The 26,073-nt window shown below is 31.6% G+C and carries 26 protein-coding genes and 1 pseudogene; 2 read left to right on the top strand and 25 right to left on the bottom strand.

What is annotated here, in order from left to right; all coding sequences use genetic code 11:
• Positions 1–418 (bottom strand): Uma2 family endonuclease (locus tag ACREVX_RS00850; protein WP_431542164.1); only part of this gene is annotated, 418 nt, incomplete at its 3' end.
• A gap of 391 nt (positions 419–809) precedes the next feature.
• Between ACREVX_RS00850 and ACREVX_RS00845 the strand changes: the two genes are divergently transcribed.
• Entirely contained in the window at positions 810–1,799 is a 990-nt protein-coding gene (locus ACREVX_RS00845; protein WP_431542163.1) for an LCP family protein, read from the top strand.
• 98 nt (positions 1,800–1,897) lie between these two features.
• Here the strand turns inward: ACREVX_RS00845 and ACREVX_RS00840 are convergent, their stop codons facing one another.
• From ACREVX_RS00840 to ACREVX_RS00730, 23 genes and pseudogenes are all read right to left on the bottom strand, one after another.
• Positions 1,898–2,944 (bottom strand): acyltransferase family protein, encoded by a 1,047-nt coding sequence (locus ACREVX_RS00840; RefSeq protein ID WP_431542162.1) that lies wholly within the window; start codon positions 2,942–2,944, stop codon positions 1,898–1,900.
• 450 nt (positions 2,945–3,394) lie between these two features.
• Complete coding sequence (dprA, locus tag ACREVX_RS00835; RefSeq protein ID WP_431542160.1) at positions 3,395–4,300, bottom strand: DNA-processing protein DprA; 906 nt, start codon at positions 4,298–4,300, stop codon at positions 3,395–3,397.
• Positions 4,301–4,331: 31 nt separating this feature from the next.
• Entirely contained in the window at positions 4,332–5,732 is a 1,401-nt protein-coding gene (locus ACREVX_RS00830; RefSeq protein WP_431542159.1) for a YifB family Mg chelatase-like AAA ATPase, read from the bottom strand.
• Positions 5,733–5,932: 200 nt separating this feature from the next.
• Positions 5,933–6,076, bottom strand: coding sequence for a hypothetical protein (locus ACREVX_RS00825; protein WP_431542158.1), 144 nt, complete (start codon positions 6,074–6,076; stop codon positions 5,933–5,935).
• A 142-nt stretch (positions 6,077–6,218) separates the two neighbouring features.
• Positions 6,219–6,665 (bottom strand): hypothetical protein, encoded by a 447-nt coding sequence (locus ACREVX_RS00820; RefSeq protein WP_431542157.1) that lies wholly within the window; start codon positions 6,663–6,665, stop codon positions 6,219–6,221.
• Complete coding sequence (locus ACREVX_RS00815; RefSeq protein WP_431542156.1) at positions 6,658–7,113, bottom strand: DUF3990 domain-containing protein; 456 nt, start codon at positions 7,111–7,113, stop codon at positions 6,658–6,660. Before ACREVX_RS00815 ends, ACREVX_RS00820 begins: the two co-directional genes overlap by 8 nt.
• A 152-nt stretch (positions 7,114–7,265) precedes the next feature.
• Positions 7,266–7,922, bottom strand: coding sequence for an Rpn family recombination-promoting nuclease/putative transposase (locus ACREVX_RS00810; protein WP_431542168.1), 657 nt, complete (start codon positions 7,920–7,922; stop codon positions 7,266–7,268).
• Between the two features lie 40 nt (positions 7,923–7,962).
• Positions 7,963–8,109 (bottom strand): PD-(D/E)XK nuclease family transposase, encoded by a 147-nt coding sequence (locus ACREVX_RS00805; protein ID WP_431542140.1) that lies wholly within the window; start codon positions 8,107–8,109, stop codon positions 7,963–7,965.
• Positions 8,110–8,255: 146 nt separating this feature from the next.
• Complete coding sequence (locus tag ACREVX_RS00800) at positions 8,256–8,438, bottom strand: hypothetical protein (RefSeq protein WP_431542155.1); 183 nt, start codon at positions 8,436–8,438, stop codon at positions 8,256–8,258.
• 538 nt (positions 8,439–8,976) lie between these two features.
• A pseudogene (locus ACREVX_RS00795) lies at positions 8,977–9,927 on the bottom strand (Rpn family recombination-promoting nuclease/putative transposase).
• Positions 9,928–10,286: 359 nt separating this feature from the next.
• A complete protein-coding gene (locus ACREVX_RS00790; protein ID WP_431542154.1) occupies positions 10,287–11,294 on the bottom strand; it encodes a hypothetical protein in 1,008 nt (335 codons plus the stop codon).
• 209 nt (positions 11,295–11,503) lie between these two features.
• Positions 11,504–11,728: a hypothetical protein gene (locus ACREVX_RS00785; protein WP_431542153.1), complete on the bottom strand. Its 225-nt coding sequence runs from the start codon at positions 11,726–11,728 to the stop codon at positions 11,504–11,506.
• A gap of 433 nt (positions 11,729–12,161) precedes the next feature.
• The gene (locus tag ACREVX_RS00780; RefSeq protein WP_431542151.1) at positions 12,162–12,482 is read right to left on the bottom strand and encodes a type II toxin-antitoxin system RelE/ParE family toxin; all 321 of its coding nucleotides are present in this window, start codon (positions 12,480–12,482) and stop codon (positions 12,162–12,164) included.
• Entirely contained in the window at positions 12,469–12,735 is a 267-nt protein-coding gene (locus ACREVX_RS00775; RefSeq protein ID WP_431542149.1) for a type II toxin-antitoxin system Phd/YefM family antitoxin, read from the bottom strand. Before ACREVX_RS00775 ends, ACREVX_RS00780 begins: the two co-directional genes overlap by 14 nt.
• A 393-nt stretch (positions 12,736–13,128) precedes the next feature.
• On the bottom strand, positions 13,129–14,070 hold the full coding sequence (locus tag ACREVX_RS00770; protein ID WP_431542148.1) for an Rpn family recombination-promoting nuclease/putative transposase: 942 nt from the start codon (positions 14,068–14,070) through the stop codon (positions 13,129–13,131).
• A gap of 379 nt (positions 14,071–14,449) precedes the next feature.
• Positions 14,450–15,370 (bottom strand): DUF4351 domain-containing protein, encoded by a 921-nt coding sequence (locus ACREVX_RS00765; protein WP_431542146.1) that lies wholly within the window; start codon positions 15,368–15,370, stop codon positions 14,450–14,452.
• A gap of 478 nt (positions 15,371–15,848) precedes the next feature.
• Positions 15,849–16,079, bottom strand: coding sequence for a hypothetical protein (locus ACREVX_RS00760; protein WP_431542145.1), 231 nt, complete (start codon positions 16,077–16,079; stop codon positions 15,849–15,851).
• A gap of 518 nt (positions 16,080–16,597) precedes the next feature.
• Positions 16,598–18,025, bottom strand: coding sequence for an RNA/DNA-binding domain-containing protein (locus ACREVX_RS00755; RefSeq protein WP_431542144.1), 1,428 nt, complete (start codon positions 18,023–18,025; stop codon positions 16,598–16,600).
• 605 nt (positions 18,026–18,630) lie between these two features.
• Entirely contained in the window at positions 18,631–19,209 is a 579-nt protein-coding gene (locus ACREVX_RS00750; RefSeq protein WP_431542143.1) for an Rpn family recombination-promoting nuclease/putative transposase, read from the bottom strand.
• A gap of 181 nt (positions 19,210–19,390) precedes the next feature.
• Positions 19,391–20,248, bottom strand: a complete 858-nt coding sequence (locus ACREVX_RS00745; RefSeq protein ID WP_431542141.1) for an Rpn family recombination-promoting nuclease/putative transposase — start codon at positions 20,246–20,248, stop codon at positions 19,391–19,393.
• Positions 20,249–20,406: 158 nt separating this feature from the next.
• Entirely contained in the window at positions 20,407–21,063 is a 657-nt protein-coding gene (locus ACREVX_RS00740; protein ID WP_431542166.1) for an Rpn family recombination-promoting nuclease/putative transposase, read from the bottom strand.
• 40 nt (positions 21,064–21,103) lie between these two features.
• Positions 21,104–21,250 (bottom strand): PD-(D/E)XK nuclease family transposase, encoded by a 147-nt coding sequence (locus tag ACREVX_RS00735; protein WP_431542140.1) that lies wholly within the window; start codon positions 21,248–21,250, stop codon positions 21,104–21,106.
• Positions 21,251–21,674: 424 nt separating this feature from the next.
• Positions 21,675–22,004 carry a hypothetical protein gene (locus tag ACREVX_RS00730; RefSeq protein WP_431542139.1) on the bottom strand — a complete coding sequence of 110 codons (330 nt, stop codon included), beginning with the start codon at positions 22,002–22,004 and terminating at the stop codon, positions 21,675–21,677.
• A gap of 277 nt (positions 22,005–22,281) precedes the next feature.
• Between ACREVX_RS00730 and ACREVX_RS00725 the strand changes: the two genes are divergently transcribed.
• The gene (locus ACREVX_RS00725; RefSeq protein WP_431542138.1) at positions 22,282–22,521 is read left to right on the top strand and encodes a hypothetical protein; all 240 of its coding nucleotides are present in this window, start codon (positions 22,282–22,284) and stop codon (positions 22,519–22,521) included.
• 2,271 nt (positions 22,522–24,792) lie between these two features.
• Here the strand turns inward: ACREVX_RS00725 and ACREVX_RS00720 are convergent.
• Positions 24,793–25,635: an NAD-dependent epimerase/dehydratase family protein gene (locus ACREVX_RS00720; RefSeq protein ID WP_431542137.1), complete on the bottom strand. Its 843-nt coding sequence runs from the start codon at positions 25,633–25,635 to the stop codon at positions 24,793–24,795.
• Positions 25,636–26,073: the final 438 nt, after the last annotated feature.

Here is a 26,073-nt window from a genome sequence, read left to right as displayed (position 1 = left end):
AATATTCTTTTACTCCAATTGTTTCATATTTATTAAACTTTAAAACTTTATCATTTCTTATTGTAGATGGCGAACATACTTCAATAATTAAATCTGGCACTCCAACGTATCCAGTACCTTTTAATCTACTCTTATCACATATAACTATAAGATCTGGTTGAACTACATTTTTCGATTTACTTTCTTCGGTTACATCATCCAATATTATTAAATCAAATGGAGCAGTAAACGCTCTGCAAGACTTTCCTATTAAATAGTTTCCAAATTGCCTACCTAACTCAAAAGTAATTGCTTGATGTTGCCATGCTGGTGCTGCTTGCATATATGGTGTACCCTCAATCAATTCACATCTTTCATCATCTGGCCACTTTAAATAATCTTCATAAGTATAACTCTTATTTTCTTGTGGTAATAGCATATAACTTCACCTCTTTCTAACATCATTCTGTTTTATATAAATTTAGTATCTTCTTTAAGTTTTTATCCTTCTTTAATTATATCATCTTTTATATTTTTAAACATATATTTACCTAAACATTATATTGAATATTCTAACAATATCATAAAATCTAAACTTGTATAAATTCCAGTAGAGATTGCTGACACGACTTATTTCCATTCTATGAATAAACCTAGTGAAATCATTTATTGGCTACTAATTATGTTATACTTACTACTATTAACGTAATTGGAGGTGAAAATTCTCTTTTTTTATAAAAATATAAAAGATTACAGGATGTAAGATAAAGCAAAATACATAGATTATAATTTGGTAGCGTGAATGTTACTTATGATGGGAAGGTTAAAACATGAACAGAAAGAAAAAAAAGAACCATTGGAAGAAAATTATTTTAAGTTTGTTTTTTATCATTGTATTAATTGCTGGGACTGCCTTTGGTTCCTCCCTATATCAACTTAACAAAATTAAAACTAAAACAATATCTAAAACTGATGATGATTTAGGTGTTAAGCCTAAAAAAATCCAAGAAAAAAAAGAAGATACCAAAGTAACAAATATCGCTTTATTCGGTGTAGATAGGAGAAATAAGGATGAACCAGCTAGGTCGGATTCTATAATGATACTTTCTATAGATGAGAATAACAAAAAAATTAAAATTTCCTCTATTATGAGAGACACGTATGTAAAAGTAAATGGTCATGGTGAAACAAAGATTAACCATGCATACGCTTATGGTGGTCCCCAGCTTGCAATAAGAACTCTTAATGAAAATTTTGATTTAAATATTAGAGATTATGCAACTGTTGATTTTTTCAATCTTGAGAAAATTATAGATGCTATTGGTGGAGTAACTGTAGATGTTAAAGATAATGAGGTTGGTCTAATAAACAGCTATATGAGTGAAACTGCTACTCTTGAGAATGAATCAATATCGAGAATTTCTAATTCCGGATCACAGACTTTAAACGGAATGCAGTCTGTTGCATATACACGAATACGTTATACTGCTGGTGGGGATTTTGTGAGAACTGAAAGGCAAAGAACTATATTATCTGCTATATTCACAAATATTCAGTCACTAGGGCCAACGGAATTTCCATCTGTTGTTTCTAAACTTTTACCTTTGACAGAGACAAGCATGAATAACCTAGATATAATAAAGCTAGGCTCAAAAATGTTTTCTTCAAATATTAAGACCTTAAATCAAGAAAGATTTCCAAGGGAAGACTACTCCCATGGCAAAACGATAGATGGAATATGGTATTTAGTAGCTGATATGAAAGCTACTGTAGATCAGCTTCATAAATACATTTATGAAGACATAACGCCAAAGAAATAAGGCAGCAGTATGATCATGTAATTTGCTCAAATAATTACAATGAAAAAACCACAAAATATATATCTCTATATATTTTGTGGTTTTTGCTTTCATAAAGTTCATATACTTCTAGTGTCCTTAGCCACCTTCTTTGAAAATCCTTTTCCTAATATAAATGGCATATAATTGTTAATTACATAAATTATCGGGATCATAACTATCAAAGTTACGCAAACATGTATTATGCCATTTAGCGATATTATGTATAATTTTTGACTAGTAAAAAAACTAATATGTGAAATTAATTTATCTAAGATTGGATATATTATCATTTGATGGAACGCGAAAAATATTATACTGTTTTTACCTATATATATTAATGTTTTTGATTTTCGTAATAATCTACAAAAAATTAAGGATGCCATAATTCCACTAATGGCTGACACATAGAAAAAGAGAAAATTACCATATTCGCTTGATGACATATCTGAGCGAGCATTTATATAGCGAATATTTAAATGTCCTATAATTACATTAACAATCAAAAATATAATTAAGTATTTTATATTTACAAGCTTGCTTACTTTGTTTTCTATACCTTTTAATAAATAACCTATGCCATAAAATACTACAGCAATAAACGCCACATCAATACTCCAAGGTAATGGCTTCCCAATATACTTGTTATATATTCCTCCAATAATAGCGCTAATTACTAAACATGCAATGATTTTTCTTTTATCATTTTTAGTATATTTCACTATTAAGAAAAATATCATTTCACACATAAACAAACATACTATAAACCACAATGTTCCATTGTGTAAAGTACCATTATTATATCTTAATGGTATGAGCGTACCAATAAATGATGTTAGAGGACTGACGTTTTCTTTATTATTGGCCACAAAAAAATAGATATACTCAATAAAAGAAAAACAAAAGTATGGTATACCTATGCTTATAATTCTTTTTTTAAAAAAAGATGAAAAATTATTATATTTTACATTTGAAAATAAATATCCTGACATAAAGAAAAATAACGGTACATGAAACGTGTATATCTCAGCCTGAATACGCAATGAAATGGGCGCATGTCCAAACATAACTAAAATCATTGCGAATCCCTTTGCCATATCAACCCAATCCATTCTTTTCTTTTCCATATTTATTCCTCCCTCTTATAACAGTATAATCCACATATTATCATATAACAGAGAGGACTAACCAATAGTTAAAACCGATTCGCTCATTATATTACTTATTATGCGACAATATTTGCGCTTTTCCTTAAGTTTTCACATACATTTATTATTTTACCCATTTAACTTTTATAAGATTTTTATAAGATGATAATAAAGGTATATTTAACCCATATAAAAATCTCCTTTATTTTTTTAATAGTACTTTTCTATGTTTATTGAACCATTTAAAAAAGAAGACAAGAGACATATTATATTATAATATGTCTCTTGTCTTGTTACTGTTACTCTATATTCCCTTTGCCTGGCTTCTATAAATTTTAGTAGTGACAAGCTTGCTTATAATAAATTATTCACCTTTGAAAACTCTCAATTACTCATATTCAAGCACAATAGAAGGCTCTACCCCTGTTGTTAAATATTTACTCTTATAATACCTCTATTATTAATTAATTTTCCTTCTAGCTCCATTATTGATATAGTTTCTAAAACATCCGACTTATCCTCTTTTATATAGAGTAATACTTGTCCTAGTGTCATAGGATTGTCTTTTATTTTTATAAGTATAGCTTTTTCAAGTGCTGTTAAATCATCACCTGCCGGTGCTGTTAAATCATCACCTATTAGCTCTGAATTTTGCAATGTATTATTCACCAGCGGTCGACGCGTCTGATCCAATAGTTGCGAAGGATTTAAATATATTTTAGAGCCTTCTTCAATTAGCTTATTAGTGCCTACACTTTCTCTAATATAAATACTATTGGGTGCTGCAAACACTTCTCTATTTTGCTCCTTTGCGTAAGCAGCTGTCAAAAGAGAGCCACTTTTTTCTCCTGCTTCCACTACTAAAAGTTTTTTACACCAAGCACTAATTAGCCTGTTTCTCATTGGAAAATGATTAGCATCTGGACTTGTTCCTGGTGGATATTCTGAAACAACTGCGCCTCTTTCTATAATTTCCTGCATAAGTTCTATATGCTCCTTGGGATAACATATATCCAGACCACAGCCCAGGATAGCTATGGTATATCCACCTACTTTTAAACAAGCTGTGTGTGCATATCCGTCTATACCTTTAGCCATTCCACTAATAACTGGTATATTATTTTGGGCTAAAAACTTACCAGCATCCACAGTCAATCTTTTACCATATTCAGTGCATCTACGACTCCCTACAATGGCTACTCCCATACTTTCTTCTATAAGATTCCCTCTATAATATAAAATCACTGGAGATTTTTTAATATCTTTTACCTGAGTTGGATATAAAGAATCTCCATAAGTTAATACTTTTATATTTAGTTTTTCACATTTAGTCAAAATTTCCTGTGAACAAGCTAGGGATTTAGAATTATATATTGTAATTAAATCTATCGAAAGCCATCTGTAGAAGTTTCTTACTTTCGTCCTCTAACACGCAAAACTCTTTTATTAATGCAGGTGTCATTTCTGCATTTGAATTTACCCCTTCTATATTTTTATATCTTTTCCATTCTATATTTCTAGTAAACTCCACTATTTGTCTTAATTCACTTGAACTAGTACCTTTAGATTCGCCAGAAAGCTTTATGAAATCTACAGGTAGAACATACTTTTGAATGTCTATTCTATCGAGCATAGGCCCTGATATTTTTTGCCTATATTTCAAAACTTCATAATCAGTGCAATGGCATCTTTGCTGCCCATAATAACCACATGAACAAGGGTTCATAGCTGCTATAAGCATAAAACTTGAAGGATAAACATTAGTATATCTAACTCTAGCAATAGTGACGTTATTATCTTCCATGGGTTGCCTTAACGCATCTAAAGTTTTCTTATTAAACTCTGCTATTTCATCCAAAAATAACACACCATTGTGAGCGAGAGAAATTTCTCCTGGCATAGCATTGTTTCCCCCACCTATTAGAGAATTCATGGACGCATTGTGATGTGGTGCTCTAAACGGCCGTTCTGTAATTAGTGTGCCCCTGTTTTTTAGAACGCCAGATACACTGTATATTTTTGTTACTTCTAAAGCTTCCCTCTCAGTCATAGATGGAAGAATTGATGGTATTCTTTTGGCTATCATTGACTTGCCACATCCAGGAGCTCCAGACATAATTAAATTATGCCCGCCTGCTGCTGTTGCTACAATAAATTCTATAATAGCATCCTGACCTTGAACATCCTGAAAGTCAAATAAGTATAGTCTTTGGATTATATGCTCACATTTTAAATCTTCTAGCGTGCTATAAGGAGTTACCCCTTCTAAAAAAGAAATTACCTCTGTGAGTTTTTCAAATCCAAATATGTTTATACCTTTTACTAAAGATGCTTCACGTATATTCTCTTTAGGAACAATTAAATTATTGATTCCCCTTTTCTTGGCTTCTATTGCCATAGGTAAAATTCCTGAACACGCTCTTATATCAGCATTTAAAGAGAGTTCTCCTATAAACCCAAAGTTTTGCATATCTTCTGCACAAATTTGTTTTGATTGTATCAAAAGCCCTATAGCCATAGCTAAATCAAAATGGGACCCACTCTTTTTGATATCTCCTGGTGAAAGATTTATAACAATTTTCATTCTTGGGAACTCATATTTAATATGTATGATGGAAGCTTCGAGTCTCTCTTTTGCTTCCTTCACTGAGGCATCTCCTAGTCCGACTATGGATACAGACGGCTGACCATATATAGTATCTGTTTCAATTTTTACCACATACCCATCTACCCCACTCAATGCGAAACTATTAACTACTGCTGCCATTTATACTACCCCCTCATCAACATTTGTTTTTATAGCACTTTCTACAAAACTTATATTCTTCAACTCCTAACTATATCTAATGTACTTCCTTATTTTAATTTCAGTCCTATTTTCCCCATTACTTACTTTACTTCATTTACTATTATTTTTTTCTAAATTATGTCCAATTTTTTTTAAATAATCGAGTGGGAGCTAAATAATTAATAAACACTATGCTGAATGTTATATAAATGGCTTGAAACTTGAGCTTCACGACGAAAAAACCACAAAATATATACCTCTATATATTTTGTAGTTCCCTCTTCCATGGCTGCCGCCAAGTTTTTTTGTTTTATTTTTTCCATTATCTCTCAACTTTCTATTCGAACTTTTCCGCCTTTAATCCGCATCAGCTTTCCCAGCTTCGCCTAGCTTTCCGCATTGTCGTTCACGCAAAGTTGACGACCCCCGGAGACCCTTGCGAGGCCTCGTCTGAGCTTTCTCACTTTATGCTAATAGTTTTCCTTCTAAATAAGAATACTTTAAATATTCTGGAGTACTATAATATACCGATGAATTAAAATCTGAAATCTCATCGCTAATGAATGATTGAAATACTGCGTATAGAACATCTACTGTATTATCTTGTTCTAAACATACATCTAATATTAATCTTTGATATTCTTTGCCTATTGCTTGAAAACTTGGTACATTATATTTACATAACCCTACTGAATCAAAATCACCTTCTTGTATATTAAAATACTCTATTATCTCATCTGATACTTGCTCAAATGACAAACAATGATTAACATCAGCAAGTCCTAGCTGCCTATCTAACTCCTTCTTTCCAAGTATTTTTACAATAATTGTTCTCCTATTTTTCGTCTTTCTTCCTATAAATTCTATGAGTGAACAAAGATAAAATAAATTATTTTTTTGAGCATCATTCATTTATAATTTCGCTCCTCTCAAATTTAAGGCAGTCTATTGCTTTTAATGTATGAAAACTTATTTGATGAGTAGGATGTTTAAATTTTGCTAACTCCCAAAAAATATTTCTATTAATTTCTCCAGTTAAAAAATCATTTACATAGTTCCAAACAGTATCATCTGCCATTGGTCCTTCTACTATATCATACCCATGTACTAATCCATTTCTACAAGTTGCAATAAAATCTAACCATTCATCAGACATATTTTCAAATTTTAATATTTTCAACTCTTTATTTTCTGTGTAAGTATAATAATTAACTGTAGCATATTCTCTATTTCTTTTAGTCCACCTTTTTGCTTGTTCAAAATTATTAATACAATAAAACCCCCACGAAAAACCTTTTGTATATCTACTTTTTCTTATCTCTGGAAATTCAACAACTTCTCCTGATGCATGATACAACATAAAATACTCACCCCTTTTTACATATTAATTTATTTATTTATTTTAATATTAATTACATACAACATATAGGTCGTTCACATAAAGTTCACGTCCCCCGGGGGTCCTTGGCCGGACCCTCTGGGGCTTTGGCGGACTGCAGGTTCGCCTTGCTACTAACTTTCTAACTCTTTCTTTATTTGTATGACCTTTTCCTCTGAAAGACCTGTAGCTTTAATTATTATATCTATACTAACTCCTAGTTTTAACAGATTTTTTGCAACTTCTATTACACCTTCATCCTTAGCTGTGCTTATCATATTAGCCCTCTCATGAAGTGATCTTTCTCTTGCTTTGTAAAGTTCTAATGTCTTTGGATCACTACTTAGATATTCTATTTTCTCTTCTGCTTTTCTAATATCAACGTCCATTTCCATCAGCTCCTTTAACTCTTCTTTACTTATATCTTCCCTAAAAAAGGATAACCACCTTTGAAGTTTATCTTCTTTTAAGTTCTTGCTTCTTAACTTTCTCAATTTCTCCATCTCTATAAAATGAATTTCTACAACATCTGTCAGCATATAGTCTTTAACTCCATCTTCCCATAAATGGAACGTTGTGTGAAATTTATCAGGTATTTTTATATATTCAAAGTCTAATATATTTATGGTTATGACCTTAGGTAGGTTCTTATAATCTTCTCCCTTTTTTATACCTTGTGAGAACATTTCTCCCCAATACCACATTGTCCTTTTATCCATGTTGTGCTGGTTTGTTAACTGCACTTCTATTTCAAGTTGCGTACTATCTTTTGTTTTAGCTCTAACATCTATTATACCTGTCTTATCTTGAATTAATTCAGGCGTTAATTCTTTATTCCATATTATTTCGCCCTACTAGTTTATCTCTATCTTTTTTACTTAGGATTGCATTAAGTAGTGCTATAAGATTATCTTTTGTCTCTTCCTCACCAAAAGTTTTCTTAAAAATAAAGTCATTTAAAGGCTTTAATCTTTCCATATAATCATTCCTTCCTATATTCTCATTTTATCAGAAAATTACACTTTATTCTACACTACTTTTTAAATATTATATTAATGTCGTGAAACCTATTCTCTTTTAACGACGAAAAAACCAGTGATATATATTTAAATATTTCACTAGTCTCACCCCATGGCTGCCGCCAAGTTTTTTTGTTTCTTTTTTCCCAATTTATCATTTTTCCTACCCAACGCTTCATCTTCTAAATCCGCATCTGATGTCCCATCTTCGCCTAGCCTTTGCTTGCCTACTTCATGTGAATTTTTGCAATTCCCATAAACTAGGCGGCTGATGCGACCCCATTCCAATAAATGTATGCAGCGGAACGAATACGTTTATTGGTTGCTTTTAACAAAAATTACCTAAATGCATAACTATTGCATTTAAGTAGTTTTTTTGCTGGTGCCCTCTCTAGGTGTTTTTGCAACTTTTTAAAATATTCTCTTTACACACTAATATATAAGAAATTAAAATACTATCATTAACCATACTTTTTTGACGTCAAAAAAACTACCGAAATTATATGCATCTATAAATTTCAATAGTTTTCCACCCCATGGCTACAGCCAAGTTTTTCTGTTTTATCTTATTCTTATCTCTCAACTTTCCATCCAACCCTTTTCACATTTAATCCGCATCAGCTGTTCCATCATCCCCTAGCCTCCGCATGCCTATTTCATGTGAATTTTTACAATTCCCACAAAATAGGTGGCCGATGTGACCTCATTCCAATAATTGGTTTCTAATAAATGTATGTAGCGAAGTGAATACGTTTATTGGTTTCTACTCTTTGTTCACGACCCCAGGCGGGCTTTGCGAGGAACTGAGTGAGAGCTTGCTCATTATCTAATTAGCTATTTCATTTTTGATATTTTCCACTTCTTCTATTGATAATTCAGTACTCTCTACAATTATGTCTATAGATACACCTTTACGTAAAAGTTTCTTAGCTATTCCTATCTTTTCTTTTTTCGCTTTTTCTCTTTCTTCTTCTCTTCCTTCTTCTTTGTAGTGCAATTTTCTAATCTCCTCTATACTCACTTTAAATACACCTCCATTTTCCTTTTTATATTCTTCATATTTCTTTTCTAACTCTGGATTTTTAATTAAAAATAAGTATTCTAAAAAATCTACTAATGCCTTTATTTGATCAGTATTTTTAACTTTAGCATATTTTTTTAATTCTTCTGCTAATTTTATTTTTGCTTCATATATATCTTCATCTATTGCATTTGTTTCTAATAGAATTTTTGCCATTTTAAACACTAATTTCAATGGGTTATCATCACTGATTTTTTCAAGCTTCATTTTCTCTACATCAATAGTTTTGAAGTTATATATTAGTATTTCACTTTCTATCTCTGGTAATTTATATACATAGCTTTTATCTTTTCAACTATCACCTTTATAAGTATATATTGCTGCAGCCACTATTTCTGACCTATCTTCGCACTTATATCTAAATTTATCCCATATCCTATAAAAGTATCTGAACATTCTTTCTCCAAAAACTTCATTACCTCTACTATAGCTTTGTACCTCTACATGAATAAATAAGATCTTGCTTTCTTTATCTTTTAATCTCACCTTTATTATTTTATCCGATATTACTTTTTCAGTACTATCTTTATCAAATATATCCTTCTGTATTTCCAATAGCTCCTTATCTAAGGATTCTGTGCCTAACTCCCATGCTATTTTGTTAAATATCTCTGGAAAAAGTAATTCTACTACTTCCACTTCAAATGCTTCTAGAATTGACTTCCAGGCTGCATCATAATCATGTTTTTTCGTCAAAATTTATCCACCTCATTGTAATTCATAATTAATTTCATTATATAACATTGATTTTTACATTACAGTAATTTTAAAATATTATATTAATGTCGTCAAACCTAGCCTCCACGACAAAAAACTACCGAAATTCACTTCAGTAGTTTTCACCCCATGGCTCACGCCAAGTTTTTTCGTTTCTATTTTTCAAAATTTTCAACTTTTCCTACCCAATTTTTCATCTTCTAAATCCGCATCAAATGTCCCATTTTCGCCTAGCTCCGCTTGCCTATTTCATCTCCACCTTCATGTCTCCCATAATATAGGCGGCTGATGCGACTCCTTTACAGATATTGTCAGCGCTAGCTGTCAGTTTCTGTTTGCTAATTCAAAAATAGTTTATTCTTTAGTTCTGTTATTTCTTCTTCACTTAACTTAGAGTATTTTTTAATTTTTTCAATTGGTTCTTCAGCTAATAGCATTTCTGTTGCTATTTCTTTTCTTTCTTTTTCCACTCCTTCTTCTCTTCCTTCTTCTCTTCCTTTTTCTCTTCCCCTTTGTTCTACAGCTGGATCATACAAAGTCTTAGTCATAGCGCGTACCTCCTCATTTAATTTTTCATCCTCACCATATCTTGTATTCAGATATTCGAATAAATTTGCCACAGCTAATAATATTCTATGAAAATCATCACCGTCTATTTCCCCATTATCAAATAATTGACTTCCTTCTTTAGATATTGTTTCTGATATATTTTTTGCTTCTATAATTGTTTCTATAAGTTCAAAACTTCCTTCGCCATGTTTCTTTTTAATTTGCTCCATTTTATATCTAAGTTTAAATACTTGCAATGGAAGCAATGGGTACATTTTATCTTCCATAATATCTATGTCACTATACTCCCAATATTTCATTGTTGGTACAGTATATTTTACTTCCTGTCCATCTGGAAAAATTAAATTCATTTTTAATTCATCTTTAATATTCCTATTTTGCTCAATGAATATGACTAATTGCTTTGGAATAAATAATACTATTTCTTCTGTATTATCGACCTGACCCTTTGCTAATTCCTTTGCTTTATTAAAACCGTATTCAAACATTCTTATTACCATTGTTGAATCATTTTTTGTTTGCAGCTCTATATGATAATGATATGGTTTATTTTCCTTACAAATCTTTAAAAATAAATCACCACGTATTATATCATAATCATCTGAAACAAATTCACTATTTTCAAATGTTACTTCTACCATTTTTTCATCAAAATCTTCTTTAAATAGGCTATTCATCATTGTAATTAGCACTTTCTTTGATACTGCAAACAGTGATTTTAGTATCTGATCTAATTTTACTCGTTGTTCATTTTCAGTATTTATAAGCCATCTCACCTACTTTCTATTATACCTTATACTTTCATTTTAGCATTTTTATATATAGTTTACAATTCCATTATACACTATTTGTGCATTTAATATAATGGATATTCTATAAATGTCGTGAAACCTAGCCCCCACGACAAAAAACTACCGAAATTCACTTCAGTAGTTTTCACCCCATGGCTCACGCCAAGTTTTTTCGTTTCTATTTTTCAAAATTTTCAACTTTTCCTACCCAATTTTTCATCTTCTACCTTTTTAAACGTATCATCCGAATTGAAAATATAATTTTTGATTGCATCCTGATTGTTTTCTAATATTTTCAATTTATTTATAACTTCATTATGGTTTTTATCATTTTTTTGTTCCATACTCTTTTGATTTTCTTCTAACCCACCTAATTTTGTTAATATCATTTCAAACATTTCTTTGATATCATTATTCATTTTAACACCACCATTAATTTAATCTTAAAGTAGAATAATTATAACGCTTTCAATTTTTTTTATCAACTCATAACACCTTACAATTTTCATATTTCAAACGAGTTAAAAAAGCTACACTGTTCATTAAAAATTTCAGTAATCCTGCTTTGGTTAACTTGAAAATTCCCCACCTAGGGGTGAGGAAAAATATTTGCAAAAGTGAGGAAATTTAACTTGCAAAATACATTTCATAATCCAGTACAAAGACTTTTAATGCAAAAAAACTACTGAAATTATATCTCTATAAATTTCAGTAGTTCCCTCCCCATGGCTGCCGCCAAGTTTTTTTGTTTTATTTTTTTCCTTATCTCTCAATTTTCCATCCAAACTTTTTCACCTTTAATCCGCATCTGATGTCCCATCTTCGCCTAGCCTTGTGTGGGATTTGATTTACTTACATTAACTTCTCATAATCTCTAGCACCATAAAGAATTCGCATTATTACCACCTGTTGTTCAGTTTCATTTACTAAATAAAATACAATATAATTATCTACTATGAATCTACGATAACCTCTTATTTTTAATGCTTCATCTAAAACATAACTACAAGAAAAAGGAAATTGTTTTAACCTCATTATTCCCGTTTCTATCTTTTCCATCAGATTATTTGCCGCAGGTTTTGCAAATAATTTATTAAAAATATACTCATAAATTTCATCTAAGTCTTCTTCAGCAACTGGCGTAAATTTAATTTTGTATTCATTTATGGGCATATTTATTCCTCAACTTCTTAAAAACTTCTTCACCATCTAGTAATATAGCGCCCTCTGAAATCTGCGCCTCAGCTTCTGCAAGTTTTTTGTAAACTCCCACCATTGCAAGTTGAGATTCATAAGTTTCCATACTCATCACAACTAAATCTCCATAACCATTTTTAGTGATAAAAATAGGTTCTTGTCTTTTATGACACATCTCGGATATTTCATTTGTATTTCTCAAATCTGTTATTGGTCTTATTAGCGGCATAGAACATCACCTCTTTTTTAAATTATAATAGTTTTCATTATTATAGCATAATTATGTACAAAATACATATCATTTTTTAAACTTATTCACTCTTTACCTAATCGTAACAATAGATTTTCTATCAATGTCGTGAACCCTGAGCTTCAAATTGAAAAAACCACACAATATGTATCTATATTGTGTGGTTTCCTCCCATGCCTGCCGCCAAGTTTTTTTGTTTTATTTTTTTCTCAAATTATCATTTTTTCTACCCATCTTTACATCCTTTAATCCGCATCAGCTGTCCCAGCTTCGCATGCCTATTTCATGTGAATTTTCCCAATTCCCACAAAATAGGCGGCTGTTGCGACCCCTTTACATAAACTGTCAGCGTTAGCTGGCTGTTTCTGTTTGCTAATTTACAAATTCTTTCTTAATATCTTCTACTTCTTCTACTGTTAAGTCAGTACTCTCTACAATTATATCAATAGATACACCTTTTCGTAAAAGCTTCTTAGCTATTTCTATAGCTTTTTTAATTTCACCTTCTTCTCTTCCTTCTTCCTTGTAGTGCAACTTTCTAATCTCGTCTATACTCAATTTAAATGCACCTCCATTTTCTTTTTTATATTCTTCATATTCCTTTTCTATCTCTGGATTTTCAATTAAAAACAAATATTCTAAAAAATCTACTAATGCTTTTATTTGATCGTTGTTTTTAACTTTATCATACCCTCTTAATTCTGCTGCTAACTTTATTTTTGCCCTTATTATATCTTCATCTCTTACTCCTGTCTCTAGTAAACTTTTTGCCATTTTAAAAACTAATTTGAGTGGGTTATCATCATTGATTTTTTCAAGCTTTATTTTTTCTACATCAATAGTTTTAAAATTATATATTAGTATTTCATTTTCTAACTCTGGTAATTTATAAACATATCTTTTATCCTTTCCACGGTCACCCTTATAAGTATATATTGCTGCAGCCACTATTTCTGACTCATCATTATTTTTATACCTAAATTTATCCCATATCCTATAAAAGTATCTGAACATTCTTTCTCCAAAAACTTCATTTCCGCTACTGTAACTTTGTACTTCTACATGAATAAATAAGATCTTGCTTCCTTTATCTTTTAATGTCACCTTTATTATTTTATCCGATATTACTTTTTCAGCGCTATCTTTATCAAATATGTCCTTCTGTATTTCCAGTAGCTCCTTATCTAAGGATTCTGTGCCTAACTCCCATACTATTTTGTTAAAAATCTCTGGAAAAAGTAATTCTACTACTTCCACTTCAAATACTTCTAGAATTGATTTCCAAGCTGCATCATAATCATGTTTTTTCGTCAAAATTTATCCACCTCATTGTAATTCATAATTAATTTCATTATATCACATTGATTTTTACTTTACATTAATTTTTACTTTACACTAATTTTAGCTATTAGAATAATGTCATGAAACCTAGCCTCCACGACAAAAAACTACCGAAATTTACTTCAGTAGTTTCCACCCCATGGCTCCCGCCAAGTTTTTTTGTTTCTATTTTTCAAAATTTTCAACTTTTCCCACCCAATTTTTCATCTTCTAAATCCGCATCAAATGTCCCATTTTCGCCTAGCTCCGCATGCCTATTTCATGTGAATTTTTGCAATTCCCACAAATTAGGCTGCTGATGCAACCCTTTTCCAATAAATGTATGTAGCGGAACGAATTCATTTATTGGTTGCTAATTAATATATTTTTTTATCTCATCTAAACTTTCATATTCTAAGATGTTATCTATTATGATTTCTAATGTTGGTGCATCTAATTTTTGTATACTTTCCTTCAAATCATCTGGTATAATACCAAATTTTTTAATTAAAAACTTTATTGTAGTCCTCGCGAGAGTTTTTGTTTCACCTTTCAATTCACCTTCTTGTAGCCCTTTCGCTATTCCTTCTTCTCTACCTTTTTCATAAGGCTCTTTATATAATGCAGATGACATATAAATCTCCTCCTCTACGAAATCTTCATATTCACTTGTTTGATAAATCCTTTTCAAACATTCAACTGTTAAAAAATAATAATCCGTATCTTCTATTTTTTCTACTACCGATAAGCATTCTAATATGTGTTCTTTTTCAGTTTCTCCGTCATGTTTCATAAATACTCTAAGTGGATAAAATACTATAGTCTTTTCGCTTAGTATTTGCTTCTTATCAATTTCGTAAGCCTTTATAACCTTATAGTTGTATTTCATTACTTCCAAATCTTGAACCGTACTTTCAAAACTACTTTTAATATTCTTAACATTTTCAGGCTTCTTTAGTACCATAAGTACCTGATATATTGGTAAGTCGTTATGCCATTTAATGTATGTGTAATACCTCAGCATTCTTTTCATCATTTGTGTATTACTTTTATATACTGTTTCAAATTCTATGTGAAGGATAAAACTTTCATTATTCATATTGATTTTTGCTAAAAAATCCATTTCTCTCATATCAGGTACAGATAGTTTTGTATGTTCTAAACTTATTTCATCTGCTTCTTTTACAGATGGTAGAATAAATTCCGCAATACCACGATAATCTTTTTTCTCTAAAATTTTTATAGTTTCATCATAAGTTTGTGGTCTTGTTTCATAGGACATTTTATCACTCACCTTCTCCTCTTATTATATCAAATCACCATAGCTTTTACACTATAATGTTTTTTATTTTAATATGACAAAAACAAAAATGGTGCTATTAGCCTATATTTATTTTAAAAAATTGAAGGCTTTTTACTTCTGAAATGTCGTGAAACCTGGCCTTCACGACAAAAAACTACCAAAATTCACTTCAGTAGTTTCCACCCCATGGCTCCCGCCAAGTTTTTTTGTTTCTATTGTTCAAAATTTCCAACTTTTCCTACCCAATTTCTCATCTTCTAAATCCGCATCAAATGTCCCATTTTCGCCTAGCTCCGCTTGCCTATTTCATGTCCACCTTCACGGATCCCATAATATAGGCGGCTGTTGCGACCCCTTTACAGAAATTGTCTGCGTTAGCTGGCTGTTTCTGTTTGCTACCAATTAATTCAGACGTTAGATGCCAGTTTCTGTTTGCTACTTATTTTAAAATAATTTAATTCTATTTTTCTTATTTTACCTTTCTTAGAATAATTTCTTGTTGTTTAGTGACTTCATTTTCTATCCTATTCAATTGTTCAGTGTTAGTCTTATGACCTTCTAGTGAAAAATCCACTTTTTTATCAAGTTCTTCTATTTTAAAATCTATTTTTTTAATATCATTTTTTACACTTCCAATGTCGATTTTCATTGCTTCTTGACCCTCCATCAACTGAATAAGCATATTTTTAATCTCTTCCATTTAATTCACCACCTAAAAATATTATATCATACTTTAAATTTACATATGTAAAACTTTTAAGATTTATAACTTTACCCTTAAAGTAAACATTCAATTAATTGCATCATATCATTTTTAAATAAGATAAAACCATTCCACATAACATTTATTATATTGGATGCTAATTCATTTACACCAATAATTTTCATAATCCAGTACAAAGACTTTTAACGCAAAAAAACTACTAAAATTATATCTGTATAAATTTTAGTAGTTTCAACCCCATGGCTGCCGCCAAGTTTTTTGTTGCTTCTCTTTCCAAACTCTCAATTACTCTACCTAACTTCTCTTATACTTAATTCGCATCAGATGTTCCATCTTCGCCTAGCTCCGCATACCTATTTCATGTGAATTTTTGCAATTCCCACAAATTAGGCGGCTGATACGACCCCTTTACATAAATTGTCAGCGCTAGCTGGCTGTTTATGTTTGCTACCACAAAATAGGCGGCTTTGCGATGAACTGAGTGACGAGCTTATCTATAAGTCTTTATCACAATAATATTTTTGATTTGGACTTGTAGGTTTAGTAGGTATGGTTAGCTTTAATAAACCACCTTTTATTAGAGGACCTAATATCTTTGCTCCAAGATATCTTCTACTTTGAATCTCTAAAAAATCTTGTATTTCACTCCGAGTCCTTGCAATTTTACAAAGCTCTAATATTTCTCTAGTTCTATCCTGCTCTTTTAATTCAGCTTGAGCACTAGCTTGAGCACTAGCTTGAGCACTAGCTTGGGTAGTCAATGGAATTATCGTTCTAAAAACATCACCTTCTATAAATATAGGTTCTGCTCCAGAATATATTTTATTATATTTATATATATTCCTAACACCAGAACCAAGTTCTTCAACTCTCCCTATTTCTTTGAAAAATTTTGCAATTTTTGGATTTTTAGGATATGGAGAGAAATTATTTATATCAATAATTCCGTTGCCATGTGGCTTATTACTATTTTCAGTAAAAACCCTGCCACTCTCAATTACAAGCTTCGCAGGAAATGGGTTTAAAAATTCTCTATGAATTACAATATTTGAAACCACTTCCCTAAATACCTTATCTCTCAAACTTATTCTTTGGTCCTTTTCTAAATAAAACTTATCATTCAAGTGCTTCGCAATAAATTGCATAAGTCTTTCATAGCTATCAATTAAATTGGTTCTAATATCATCCCTGTCATCGTATCTATCAGTATCTTCTCTCCTTAAAATAGCATCTGTTTTAAAGTGAGGCATAGCATTTAAAATAAGTTCATCTTTACCAAGCAACAATATTCCTGCTAAGGTGATTCCTTCTTTACCACTTTGTAAATCTTTAAGATATAATCCGGCACTCTTTAAAATTTCCATATCATCCATTAGAAGCCATGGATGATTAGTCCTTTGATTTTCCGCCAATTTTCTTACCTTAGTAAAGAGATCGCTTCGTAAGTCTGACAGTAGAGCAAACGGATAAATTCTATTTTCAGTATAAGTTCCTTGCTTTCTCATATACATTTCTGAAACTAGATTTGTATTATCAGTAATATCCATATCTCCATCTTCATTTCGATCATATATTTTTCCATTACACCTATGGACTTGTGAACTCTCTGGGACATAAATATATAGAATCGTTTTCCCATTAACTTTAATATCTTCAACTGACAAATAAAATGTCGGACTTAACTTTTGAATATTGTTTATAGATGTCACAAATTCCTTTTTAACCTTGTTAATAGCTTCATCATCAATTCCTACCGCATTTCCTTCATCATTTACACCAAGAAATAAGTGCCCTCCATTACGATTCAAAAATGCACATACAGATTCAAAAACGTCTTTATTTAATTTGTTCTTACTCTGCTTAAACTCAACTGTTAGACTTTCACCGCCATTGAGATATTCTTTTATCTGTTGAATTTCCATATATCAATTTTCACTCCATCTTCAAATTTATTTAATCCTGTATCTATATCATATATTATATTTTATGTAATTTCAAACAAACCATTCATATTTTAAAAAGTGAAAAATAACTTCGTGCATATTTGATAATACTATGATAAGAAATTCCCTAGTAACAATTAGAATACATATCTTTGATATATAATTGATTTTGAAAAACTTCAAACTTTTGAAATTCCTTCTATATCCCAGGTTAGCTTTTCACTTCCATTCAATATAATAGAAATTATACTGGATGCTAATTCATTTCACATCAATAATTTTCATAATTCAGTACAAAGACTTTTAATGCAAGAAAACTACTAAAATTATATCTCTATAAATTTCAGTAGTTCCCTCTGGCTGCCGCCAAGTTTTTTTGTTTTATTTTTTTCCATTGTCTCTCAATTTTTCATCCAAACTTTTTCACCTTTAATCCGCATCTGATGTCCCATCTTCGCCTAGCCTTCGCTTGCCTATTTCATGTGAATTTTTGCAATTCCCACAAATTAGGCGGCTGATGCGACCCCTTTACAGTAAATGTATGTAGCGGAGCGAATACGTTTATTGGTTGCTACTGGCTGTTTTTATTGAACCAGTTTCCTTTTTAGTTCAATTACTTTTTCTATCGGTAGTTCCGATCCCTTAGCCACTTGTTCAACCGACAATCCCATATTTAAAAAATTCTCTGCTACCTTTATTGCATTCTCGGTTGCTCCTTCACCCTTAGCGGAACTTATCATGTTAGCGCGCTCATGAAGTGATCTTTCTCTAGCCTTGTAAAGCTCTAATGTCTTTGGATCACTGCTTAGATATTCTATTTTTTCTTCTGCTTTTTTAATATCAACATCCATGTCCATCAACTCCTCTAACTCTTTTTCAGTTATATCTTCTCTAAAAAATGATAACCACCTTTGAAGCTTATCTTCTTTTAAATTCTTATTTCTTAATTTTCTAAATTTTTCCATCTCTATAAAGTGAATTTCTACAACATCCGTCAGCATGTAGTCTTTAACTCCATCTTCCCATAAATGGAACGTTGTGTGAAATTTATCAGGTATTTTAATATATTCAAAATCTACTATATTTATAGTTATGACCTTAGGTAAGTTCTTATAATCTTCTCCCTTTTTCTTTTTTCCCAAATTATCATTTTTCCTACCCAACGCTTCATCTTCTAAATCCGCATCTGATGTCCCATCTTCGCCTAGCCTTCGCTTGCCTACTTCATGTGAATTTTTTCAATTCCCACAAATTAGGCGGCTGATACGACCCCATTACATAATTGCTAACAGAAATTGTCAGCGCTAGCTGTCAGTTTCTGTTTGCTAATGTTTGCTACTATTGCTAGTTCATCATTTGCTTTTTTAGTTCTAGTACCTTTTCTATTGGCAATTTTGTCCCTTTTGATACTATTTCTTCATTTACTCCAAGTCTTAGAAAACTTTTAGCATCTTCTATTGCTTTTTCATTTATTCCTTCATCCTTAGCAGAACTAATCATATTAGCCCTCTCGTGTAGTGATCTTTCTCTTGCTTTGTAAAGTTCTAATGTCTTTGGATCACTACTTAGATATTCTATTTTTTCTTCTGCTTTTCTAATATCAACATCCATGTCCATCAACTCCTCTAAGTCTTCTTTACTTATATCTTCTCTAAAAAAGGATAACCACCTTTGAAGCTTATCTTCTTTTAAATTCTTATTTCTTAATTTTCTAAATTTTTCCATCTCTATAAAGTGAATTTCTACAACATCCGTCAGCATGTAGTCTTTAACTCCATCTTCCCATAAATGGAACGTTGTGTGGAATTTATCAGGTATTTTAATATATTCAAAATCTACTATATTTATAGTTATGACCTTAGGTAAGTTCTTATAATCTTCTCCCTTTTTTATTCCTTCAGAGAACATTTCTCCCCAATACCACATTGTTCTTTTATCCATGTTGTGTTGGTTTGTTAACTGCACTTCTATTTCAAGTTGCGTACCATCTTTTGTTTTAGCTCTAACATCTATTATACCTGTCTTATCTTGAATTAATTCAGGCGTTAATTCTTTATTTTCAACTATCTCGAGTGTTACTAGTTTATCTCTATCTTTTTTACTTAGGATTGCATTAAGTAGTGCTATAAGATTATCTTTCGTTTCTTCCTCACCAAAGGTTTTCTTAAAAATGAAGTCATTTAAAGGCTTTAATCTTTCCATTTAATCATTCCTTCCTATATTCTCATTTTATCAGAAAATTACACTTTATTCTACACTACTTTTTAAATATTATATTATATCGTGAAAAGAATCATTTCAAGACAAAAAACCACTGAAATATTTATATATATTTCAGTGGTTCCAACCCGCGGCTGTTTTTATTGAACTATTTTCTTTTTTAGCTCAATTACTTTTTCTATCGATAGTTCAGAACCTTTAGCAACTTGTTCAACTGATAATCCCATATTCAGTAATTTTTTTGCTATCTTCATTGCTGTCTCATCTACAGCACTACTAATCATGTTAGCGCGCTCATGAAGTGATCTTTCTCTAGCCTTGTAAAGCTCTAATGTCTTTGGATCACTGCTTAGATATTCTATTTTTTCTTCTGCTTTTTTAATATCAACATCCATGTCCATCAACTCCTCTAACTCTTCTTTACTTATATCTTCTCTAAAAAAGGATAACCACCTTTGAAGCTTATCTTCTTTTAAGTTCTTGCTTCTTAACTTTCTAAATTTCTCCATCTCTATGAAGTGAATTTCTACAACATCTGTTAGCATGTAATCTTTAACTCCATCTTCCCATAAATGAAATGTTGTGTGAAATTTATCAGGTATTTCAATATATTCAAAATCTACTATATTTATAGTTATGACCTTAGGTAGATTCTTATAATCTTCTCCCTTTTTTATTCCTCCTGAGAACATTTCTCCCCAATACCACATTGTCCTTTTATCCATGTTGTGCTGATTTGTTAACTGCACTTCTATTTCAAGTTGCGTACCATCTTTTGTTTTAGCTCTAACATCTATTATGCCTGTCTTATCTTGAATTAATTCAGGCGTTAATTCTTTATTCCATATTATTTCGCCCTACTAGTTTATCTCTATCTTTTTTACTTAGGATTGCATTAAGTAGTGCTATAAGATTATCTTTTGTCTCTTCCTCACCAAAAGTTTTCTTGAAGATGAAGTCATTTAAAGGCTTTAATCTTTCCATATAATCATTCCTTCCTATATTCTCATTTTATCAGAAAATTACACTTTATTCTACACTACTTTTAAAATATTATATTAATGTCGTGAAACCTATTCTCTTTTAACGACGAAAAAACCAGTGATATATATTTAAATATTTCACTGGTCTCACCCCATGGCTGCCGCCAAGTTTTTTTGTTTCTTTTTTCCCAAAGTATCATTTTTCCTACCCAACGCTTCATCTTCTAAATCCGCATCTGATGTCCCATCTTCGCCTAGCCTTCGCTTGCCTACTTCATGTGAATTTTTGCAATTCCCATAAACTAGGCGGCTGATACGACCCCTTTACATAAATTGTCAGCGCTAGCTGGCTGTTTATGTTTGTTGCGACCCATTCCAGTAAATGTATGTATCGGAGCGAATTCGTTTATTGGTTGCTATTGTTTCTAAACTGGTCTACGCTTTAATACTTCTATGTCAATTTGATTTCTACCAATTACATCTTTCATTACATCTATGTTCTCTTTGACTTCTTTAACGTCCTTTGAAATGCTTTTTATTGATGTTCCCAACAAGTCCACTTTTTCTTCCGTTAGTGAATTTGAATTTCTAAAGGCTTTTTCATTCTGATCTTTGTGTGCTGTCTGTATTTCAGCTATCACATTTATCTTTGTTTCTATGGATTCAAGTTTAATTGAGTTCTTTTTTACTTCTGTTTCAACACTATTTTGACCTTCAAGTAGTTTTAGAAGAATAGTTTTTATTTCATCATCCATTTTCTTCACCTCTCTTTGCATTATATCATATTCTACGTTTTTTTATAGTTTTTTACCTAATATTTTTCTACTTTAATTTACCAATATTCTGTTAGTGTCATGAACCCTAGCCTAAACGACAAAAAAACTACCAAAATTCACTTAAGTAGTTTTCACCCCATGGCTGCCGCCAAGTTTTTTTGCATCTCTTCTTTACAATATTAATAATATATTTACATATAATTCTACTCGTATATATTTAAGATAAATGATATACTGTAACTATGAGGTGATGGTAATGGATGAAAAAATGGTATCTTTACTAAATCAATTATTAGAAGGACAAAAAAATACAGATTTAAAAATTGATAGGATTGAGAAGAAATTAGATTCAGTTGTTGATCAAACAGCAGATTTAACAGAATTTCGAACTATGGTAACTAGCAACTTAGAAGATATAAAAGATAATTTAAGCAATGTTGAAATTATAACAGCTAGCAACTGGAAATATATAGCAAAATTAAAAGCAGTTAAATAAAATTTATAAGCCATCTATTGTAGATGGTTTTTTATTTTGGTTCAATATAAGTTTTATTATATTGAGTGTTTTTATCTAGGTGTTTTTGCAACTTTATAAAATGTTTTCTTTAGCCACTACTATATAAGCAATTAACATGCTAACTTTAGCCATACCTTTTTGACGTCAAAAAACTACCGAAATTATATAAATCTATAAATTTCAATAGTTTTCCACACATGGCTGCTGCCAAGTTTTTTTGTTTCTTTTTTTTTCAAATAATTATTTTTCCTACCCAACTTTTCATCTTCTAAATCCGCATCAAATGTCCCATTTTCGCCTAGCTCCGCATGCCTATTTCATGCGAATTTTTGCAATTCCCACAAACTAGGCTGCTGATGCGACCCCATTACAGAAATTGTCAGCGTTAGCTGTCAATTTCTGTTTGCTAATAAGCCATCTTCGGTTTACTTTCGTTATGTTCCACATTTCCCCTGCTGCTTCCTTCAGACCCTACCGTTGCCAGTGGCGCCCTTGCTCTCAGGTTGTCTTCCCGTTGGTTAGGTGACGTAGGCTTCTTTCAGCCTATCGGCTCAGCGAACATGCTGGACGTACAAAAAACTACCGAAATTTACTTCAGTAGTTTCCACCCCATGGCTACCGCCAAGTTTTTTTGTTTCTATTTTTCAAAATTTTCAACTCTTCCTACCCAATTTTTCATCTTCTAAATCCGCATCAAATGTCCCATTTTCGCCTAGCTCCGCTTGCCTATTTCATGTCCACCTTCACGGCTCCCATAATATAGGCGGCTGATACGACCCCATTACATAAATTGTCAGCGCTAGCTGGCTGTTTCTGTTTGCTATTCTTTACACACTAATATATAAGCAATTAACATGCTATCACTAGCCATACTTTTTTGACGTTAAAAAAACTACCGAAATTATATATATCTATAAATTTCAATATTCTTCCACCCATGGACGCTGCCAAGTTTTTTTGTTTCTTTTTTTCCGAATTATCATTTTTCCTACCCAACTTTTCATCTTCTAAATTCGCATCAAATGTCCCATTTTCGCCTAGCTCCGCATGCCTATTTCATGTCCACCTTCACGTCTCCCATAATATAGGCGGCTGATGCGACCCCATTCCAATAAATGTATGTAGCGGAGCAAATACGTTTATTGGTTGCTAATATCTCTATAAATTTCAGTAGTTTTTACCCCATGGCTGCCGCCAAGTTTTTTTCGTTTCTTTTCTTTCCAATTTATCATTTTTTCTTCCCCACTTTACATCCTTTAATCCGCATCAGCTGTCCCAGCTTAGCCTAGCTTCGCATGCCTATTTCATGTAAATTTTTGCAATTCCCACAAAATAGGCGGCTGTTGCGACCCCATTCCAATAAATGTATGTAGCGGAGCGAATACGTTTATTGGTTGCTAATCATTTTTCCTACCCAACGCTTCATCTTCTAAATCCGCATCTGATGTCCCATCTTCGCCTAGCCTTCGCTTGCCTACTTCATGTGAATTTTTACAATTCCCACAAATTAGGCGGCTGATGCGACCCCATTACATAAATTGTCAGCGCCAGCTGTCAGTTTCTGTTTGCTAATTTTTCATCTTCTAAATCCGCATCAAATGTCCCATTTTCGCCTAGCCTACGCTTGCCTATTTCATGTGAATTTTTTTAATTCCCACAAAATAGGCGGCTGTTGCGACCCTATTCCAATAAATGTATGTAGCGGAGCGAATACGTTTATTGGTTGCTAGTGTTCTCTTTTAACGACGAAAAAACCAGTGATATATATTTAAATATTTCACTGGTCTCACCCCATGGCTGCCGCCAAGTTTTTTTGTTTCTTTTTTCCCAAATTATCATTTTTCCTACCCAACGCTTCATCTTCTAAATCCGCATCTGATGTCCCATCTTCGCCTAGCCTTCGCTTGCCTACTTCATGTGAATTTTTGCAATTCCCACAAAATAGGCTGCTGATGCGACCCCATTACATAAATTGTCAGCGCTAGCTGTCAGTTTCTGTTTGCTAATTTTTTTCACATGTATTTCTTCTTTTCTTACCTTATGCACTATTTCCCTAACATTTCAATGAATATTCTATAAATGTCGTAAAATAAACGCTTACTACGAGAATATCACTGAAACATTTATATATATTTCAGTGATCGCCCTTATTGCTACCGCCAAGTTTTTTTCGTTCTGATTTTCCCAGTTTCTCTTTTTTCAACCCAACCTTACATCATTTATTGGTTGCTAATTTAATTTAATTTGATTCTACTCTTTAAATGTCATTCCAAGTATACTTTGCATTTTACTATTGTCTCCCCATACAGCTGGTGAATCATATTCTCTATCTGGAAATGCACCATATTTTAATTTTATTTTAAAATTCTTTTCTTTAATAAATTCTTCAACCTTCTCTGCAAGTGAAATTGGATTTCCCGAACAACAATTAATTATACCTCGAATTTCTGTTTGAGTAGATGCTGCAACTATTTGCCTGGATAACTCCTCAAGACTTAAAAAATCAAATTTATTTTTTCCGGTAGTAAATGGAAATTCTTCCTTACCTTCCATTTCCATTTTAGTTATTTTTGAAAATATAGAGTTACTTTTCAAATCGTCACCAATTATGTAGTATCCTCTTAACCATTGTAGCACTACATTCTCTTCTTTAGCCAATAGTTCTAAAGCTTGCCTTAGAGTATTCTTAGCTATACCATATAATGAAGAAGGATTAGTTGATGAATTTTCATCAATAGCTCCTTCCCAATATCCAACCTCATGCATTGAACCCATAACAGATAAATGCTTAAGTCCTCCACTAATCATATTGTTTAGAAATGTATAATGATTATATAAATCTTCAATATGAGTTTCTGAGTTATGAATAAATCCGTTTCTCCATGCCATATGTATACATATATCTGGGTTTCCTAGTTTATCATATATATCATTTTCTCCGTTAAATATAGGTGTATATATTTTATTAGCTCTTTCATCGATTCCGTCAAATCTAAAATCGCAAGCATCTACATTATACCCACAATCTAGTAACGTCTTTACAATATGGCGTCCAATATATCCATTGGCACCTGTAACTAATATCTTTTTCATTTATCCTTACTCCCTCTATATTGTTTAAAATAATATATAAATGTGACTTTACAGACTAAAACTAATTTTATTTATACTTAATTAACTTTGGCACTTTTTTAATGTTCATCAGTAACGTACCTAGATGAATTTCGCTAAGTTTTTGCTCCATTCCATTTTTTAAAGGCTATCGTTCCACCATATGATATAACCTCAATCCCTAAGAGTACCATTTAAATTAATTATTTCACATAAATATTATTGTAATAATTTCGCTACTCACCAGTGGTTATATTTCCCACACGCTGCTTAATATCTAATTTCCATTTTATTGTATACTATCTATTTTAAATTTGCATTAGAAATTATACCATATATACAATATTGGGATCTCTTAGTACTTCCTAATTTTTAATTTTTAAAAACTTAGATATACCTGCATTATATCTATAGTATGAT

Origin of the sequence: Clostridium sp., assembly GCF_050717545.1 — a bacterium.
In the GTDB taxonomy this organism is placed as follows: Bacteria; Bacillota; Clostridia; order Clostridiales; family Clostridiaceae; genus Clostridium_AD.
Note: the sequence above shows the minus strand (reverse complement) of the source record. Positions and strands in the feature narration are given on the sequence as shown.

What these genes read in the sequence shown, in the direction of transcription:
- ACREVX_RS00775 (WP_431542149.1), bottom strand. Translation starts at nt 12,735, where the DNA reads ATGCCGCTAATAAGACCAATAACAGATTTGAGAAATACAAATGAAATA.
- ACREVX_RS00720 (WP_431542137.1), bottom strand. Translation starts at nt 25,635, where the DNA reads ATGAAAAAGATATTAGTTACAGGTGCCAATGGATATATTGGACGCCAT.
- ACREVX_RS00845 (WP_431542163.1), top strand. Translation starts at nt 810, where the DNA reads ATGAACAGAAAGAAAAAAAAGAACCATTGGAAGAAAATTATTTTAAGT.
- ACREVX_RS00820 (WP_431542157.1), bottom strand. Translation starts at nt 6,665, where the DNA reads ATGAATGATGCTCAAAAAAATAATTTATTTTATCTTTGTTCACTCATA.
- ACREVX_RS00805 (WP_431542140.1), bottom strand. Translation starts at nt 8,109, where the DNA reads ATGGAAAGATTAAAGCCTTTAAATGACTTTATTTTTAAGAAAACTTTT.
- ACREVX_RS00830 (WP_431542159.1), bottom strand. Translation starts at nt 5,732, where the DNA reads ATGGCAGCAGTAGTTAATAGTTTCGCATTGAGTGGGGTAGATGGGTAT.
- ACREVX_RS00735 (WP_431542140.1), bottom strand. Translation starts at nt 21,250, where the DNA reads ATGGAAAGATTAAAGCCTTTAAATGACTTCATCTTCAAGAAAACTTTT.
- ACREVX_RS00815 (WP_431542156.1), bottom strand. Translation starts at nt 7,113, where the DNA reads ATGTTGTATCATGCATCAGGAGAAGTTGTTGAATTTCCAGAGATAAGA.
- ACREVX_RS00745 (WP_431542141.1), bottom strand. Translation starts at nt 20,248, where the DNA reads ATGGAAAGATTAAAGCCTTTAAATGACTTCATTTTTAAGAAAACCTTT.
- ACREVX_RS00725 (WP_431542138.1), top strand. Translation starts at nt 22,282, where the DNA reads ATGGATGAAAAAATGGTATCTTTACTAAATCAATTATTAGAAGGACAA.
- ACREVX_RS00825 (WP_431542158.1), bottom strand. Translation starts at nt 6,076, where the DNA reads ATGGAAAAAATAAAACAAAAAAACTTGGCGGCAGCCATGGAAGAGGGA.
- ACREVX_RS00785 (WP_431542153.1), bottom strand. Translation starts at nt 11,728, where the DNA reads ATGAATAATGATATCAAAGAAATGTTTGAAATGATATTAACAAAATTA.
- ACREVX_RS00730 (WP_431542139.1), bottom strand. Translation starts at nt 22,004, where the DNA reads ATGGATGATGAAATAAAAACTATTCTTCTAAAACTACTTGAAGGTCAA.
- ACREVX_RS00755 (WP_431542144.1), bottom strand. Translation starts at nt 18,025, where the DNA reads ATGGAAATTCAACAGATAAAAGAATATCTCAATGGCGGTGAAAGTCTA.
- ACREVX_RS00780 (WP_431542151.1), bottom strand. Translation starts at nt 12,482, where the DNA reads ATGCCCATAAATGAATACAAAATTAAATTTACGCCAGTTGCTGAAGAA.
- ACREVX_RS00840 (WP_431542162.1), bottom strand. Translation starts at nt 2,944, where the DNA reads ATGGAAAAGAAAAGAATGGATTGGGTTGATATGGCAAAGGGATTCGCA.
- ACREVX_RS00760 (WP_431542145.1), bottom strand. Translation starts at nt 16,079, where the DNA reads ATGGAAGAGATTAAAAATATGCTTATTCAGTTGATGGAGGGTCAAGAA.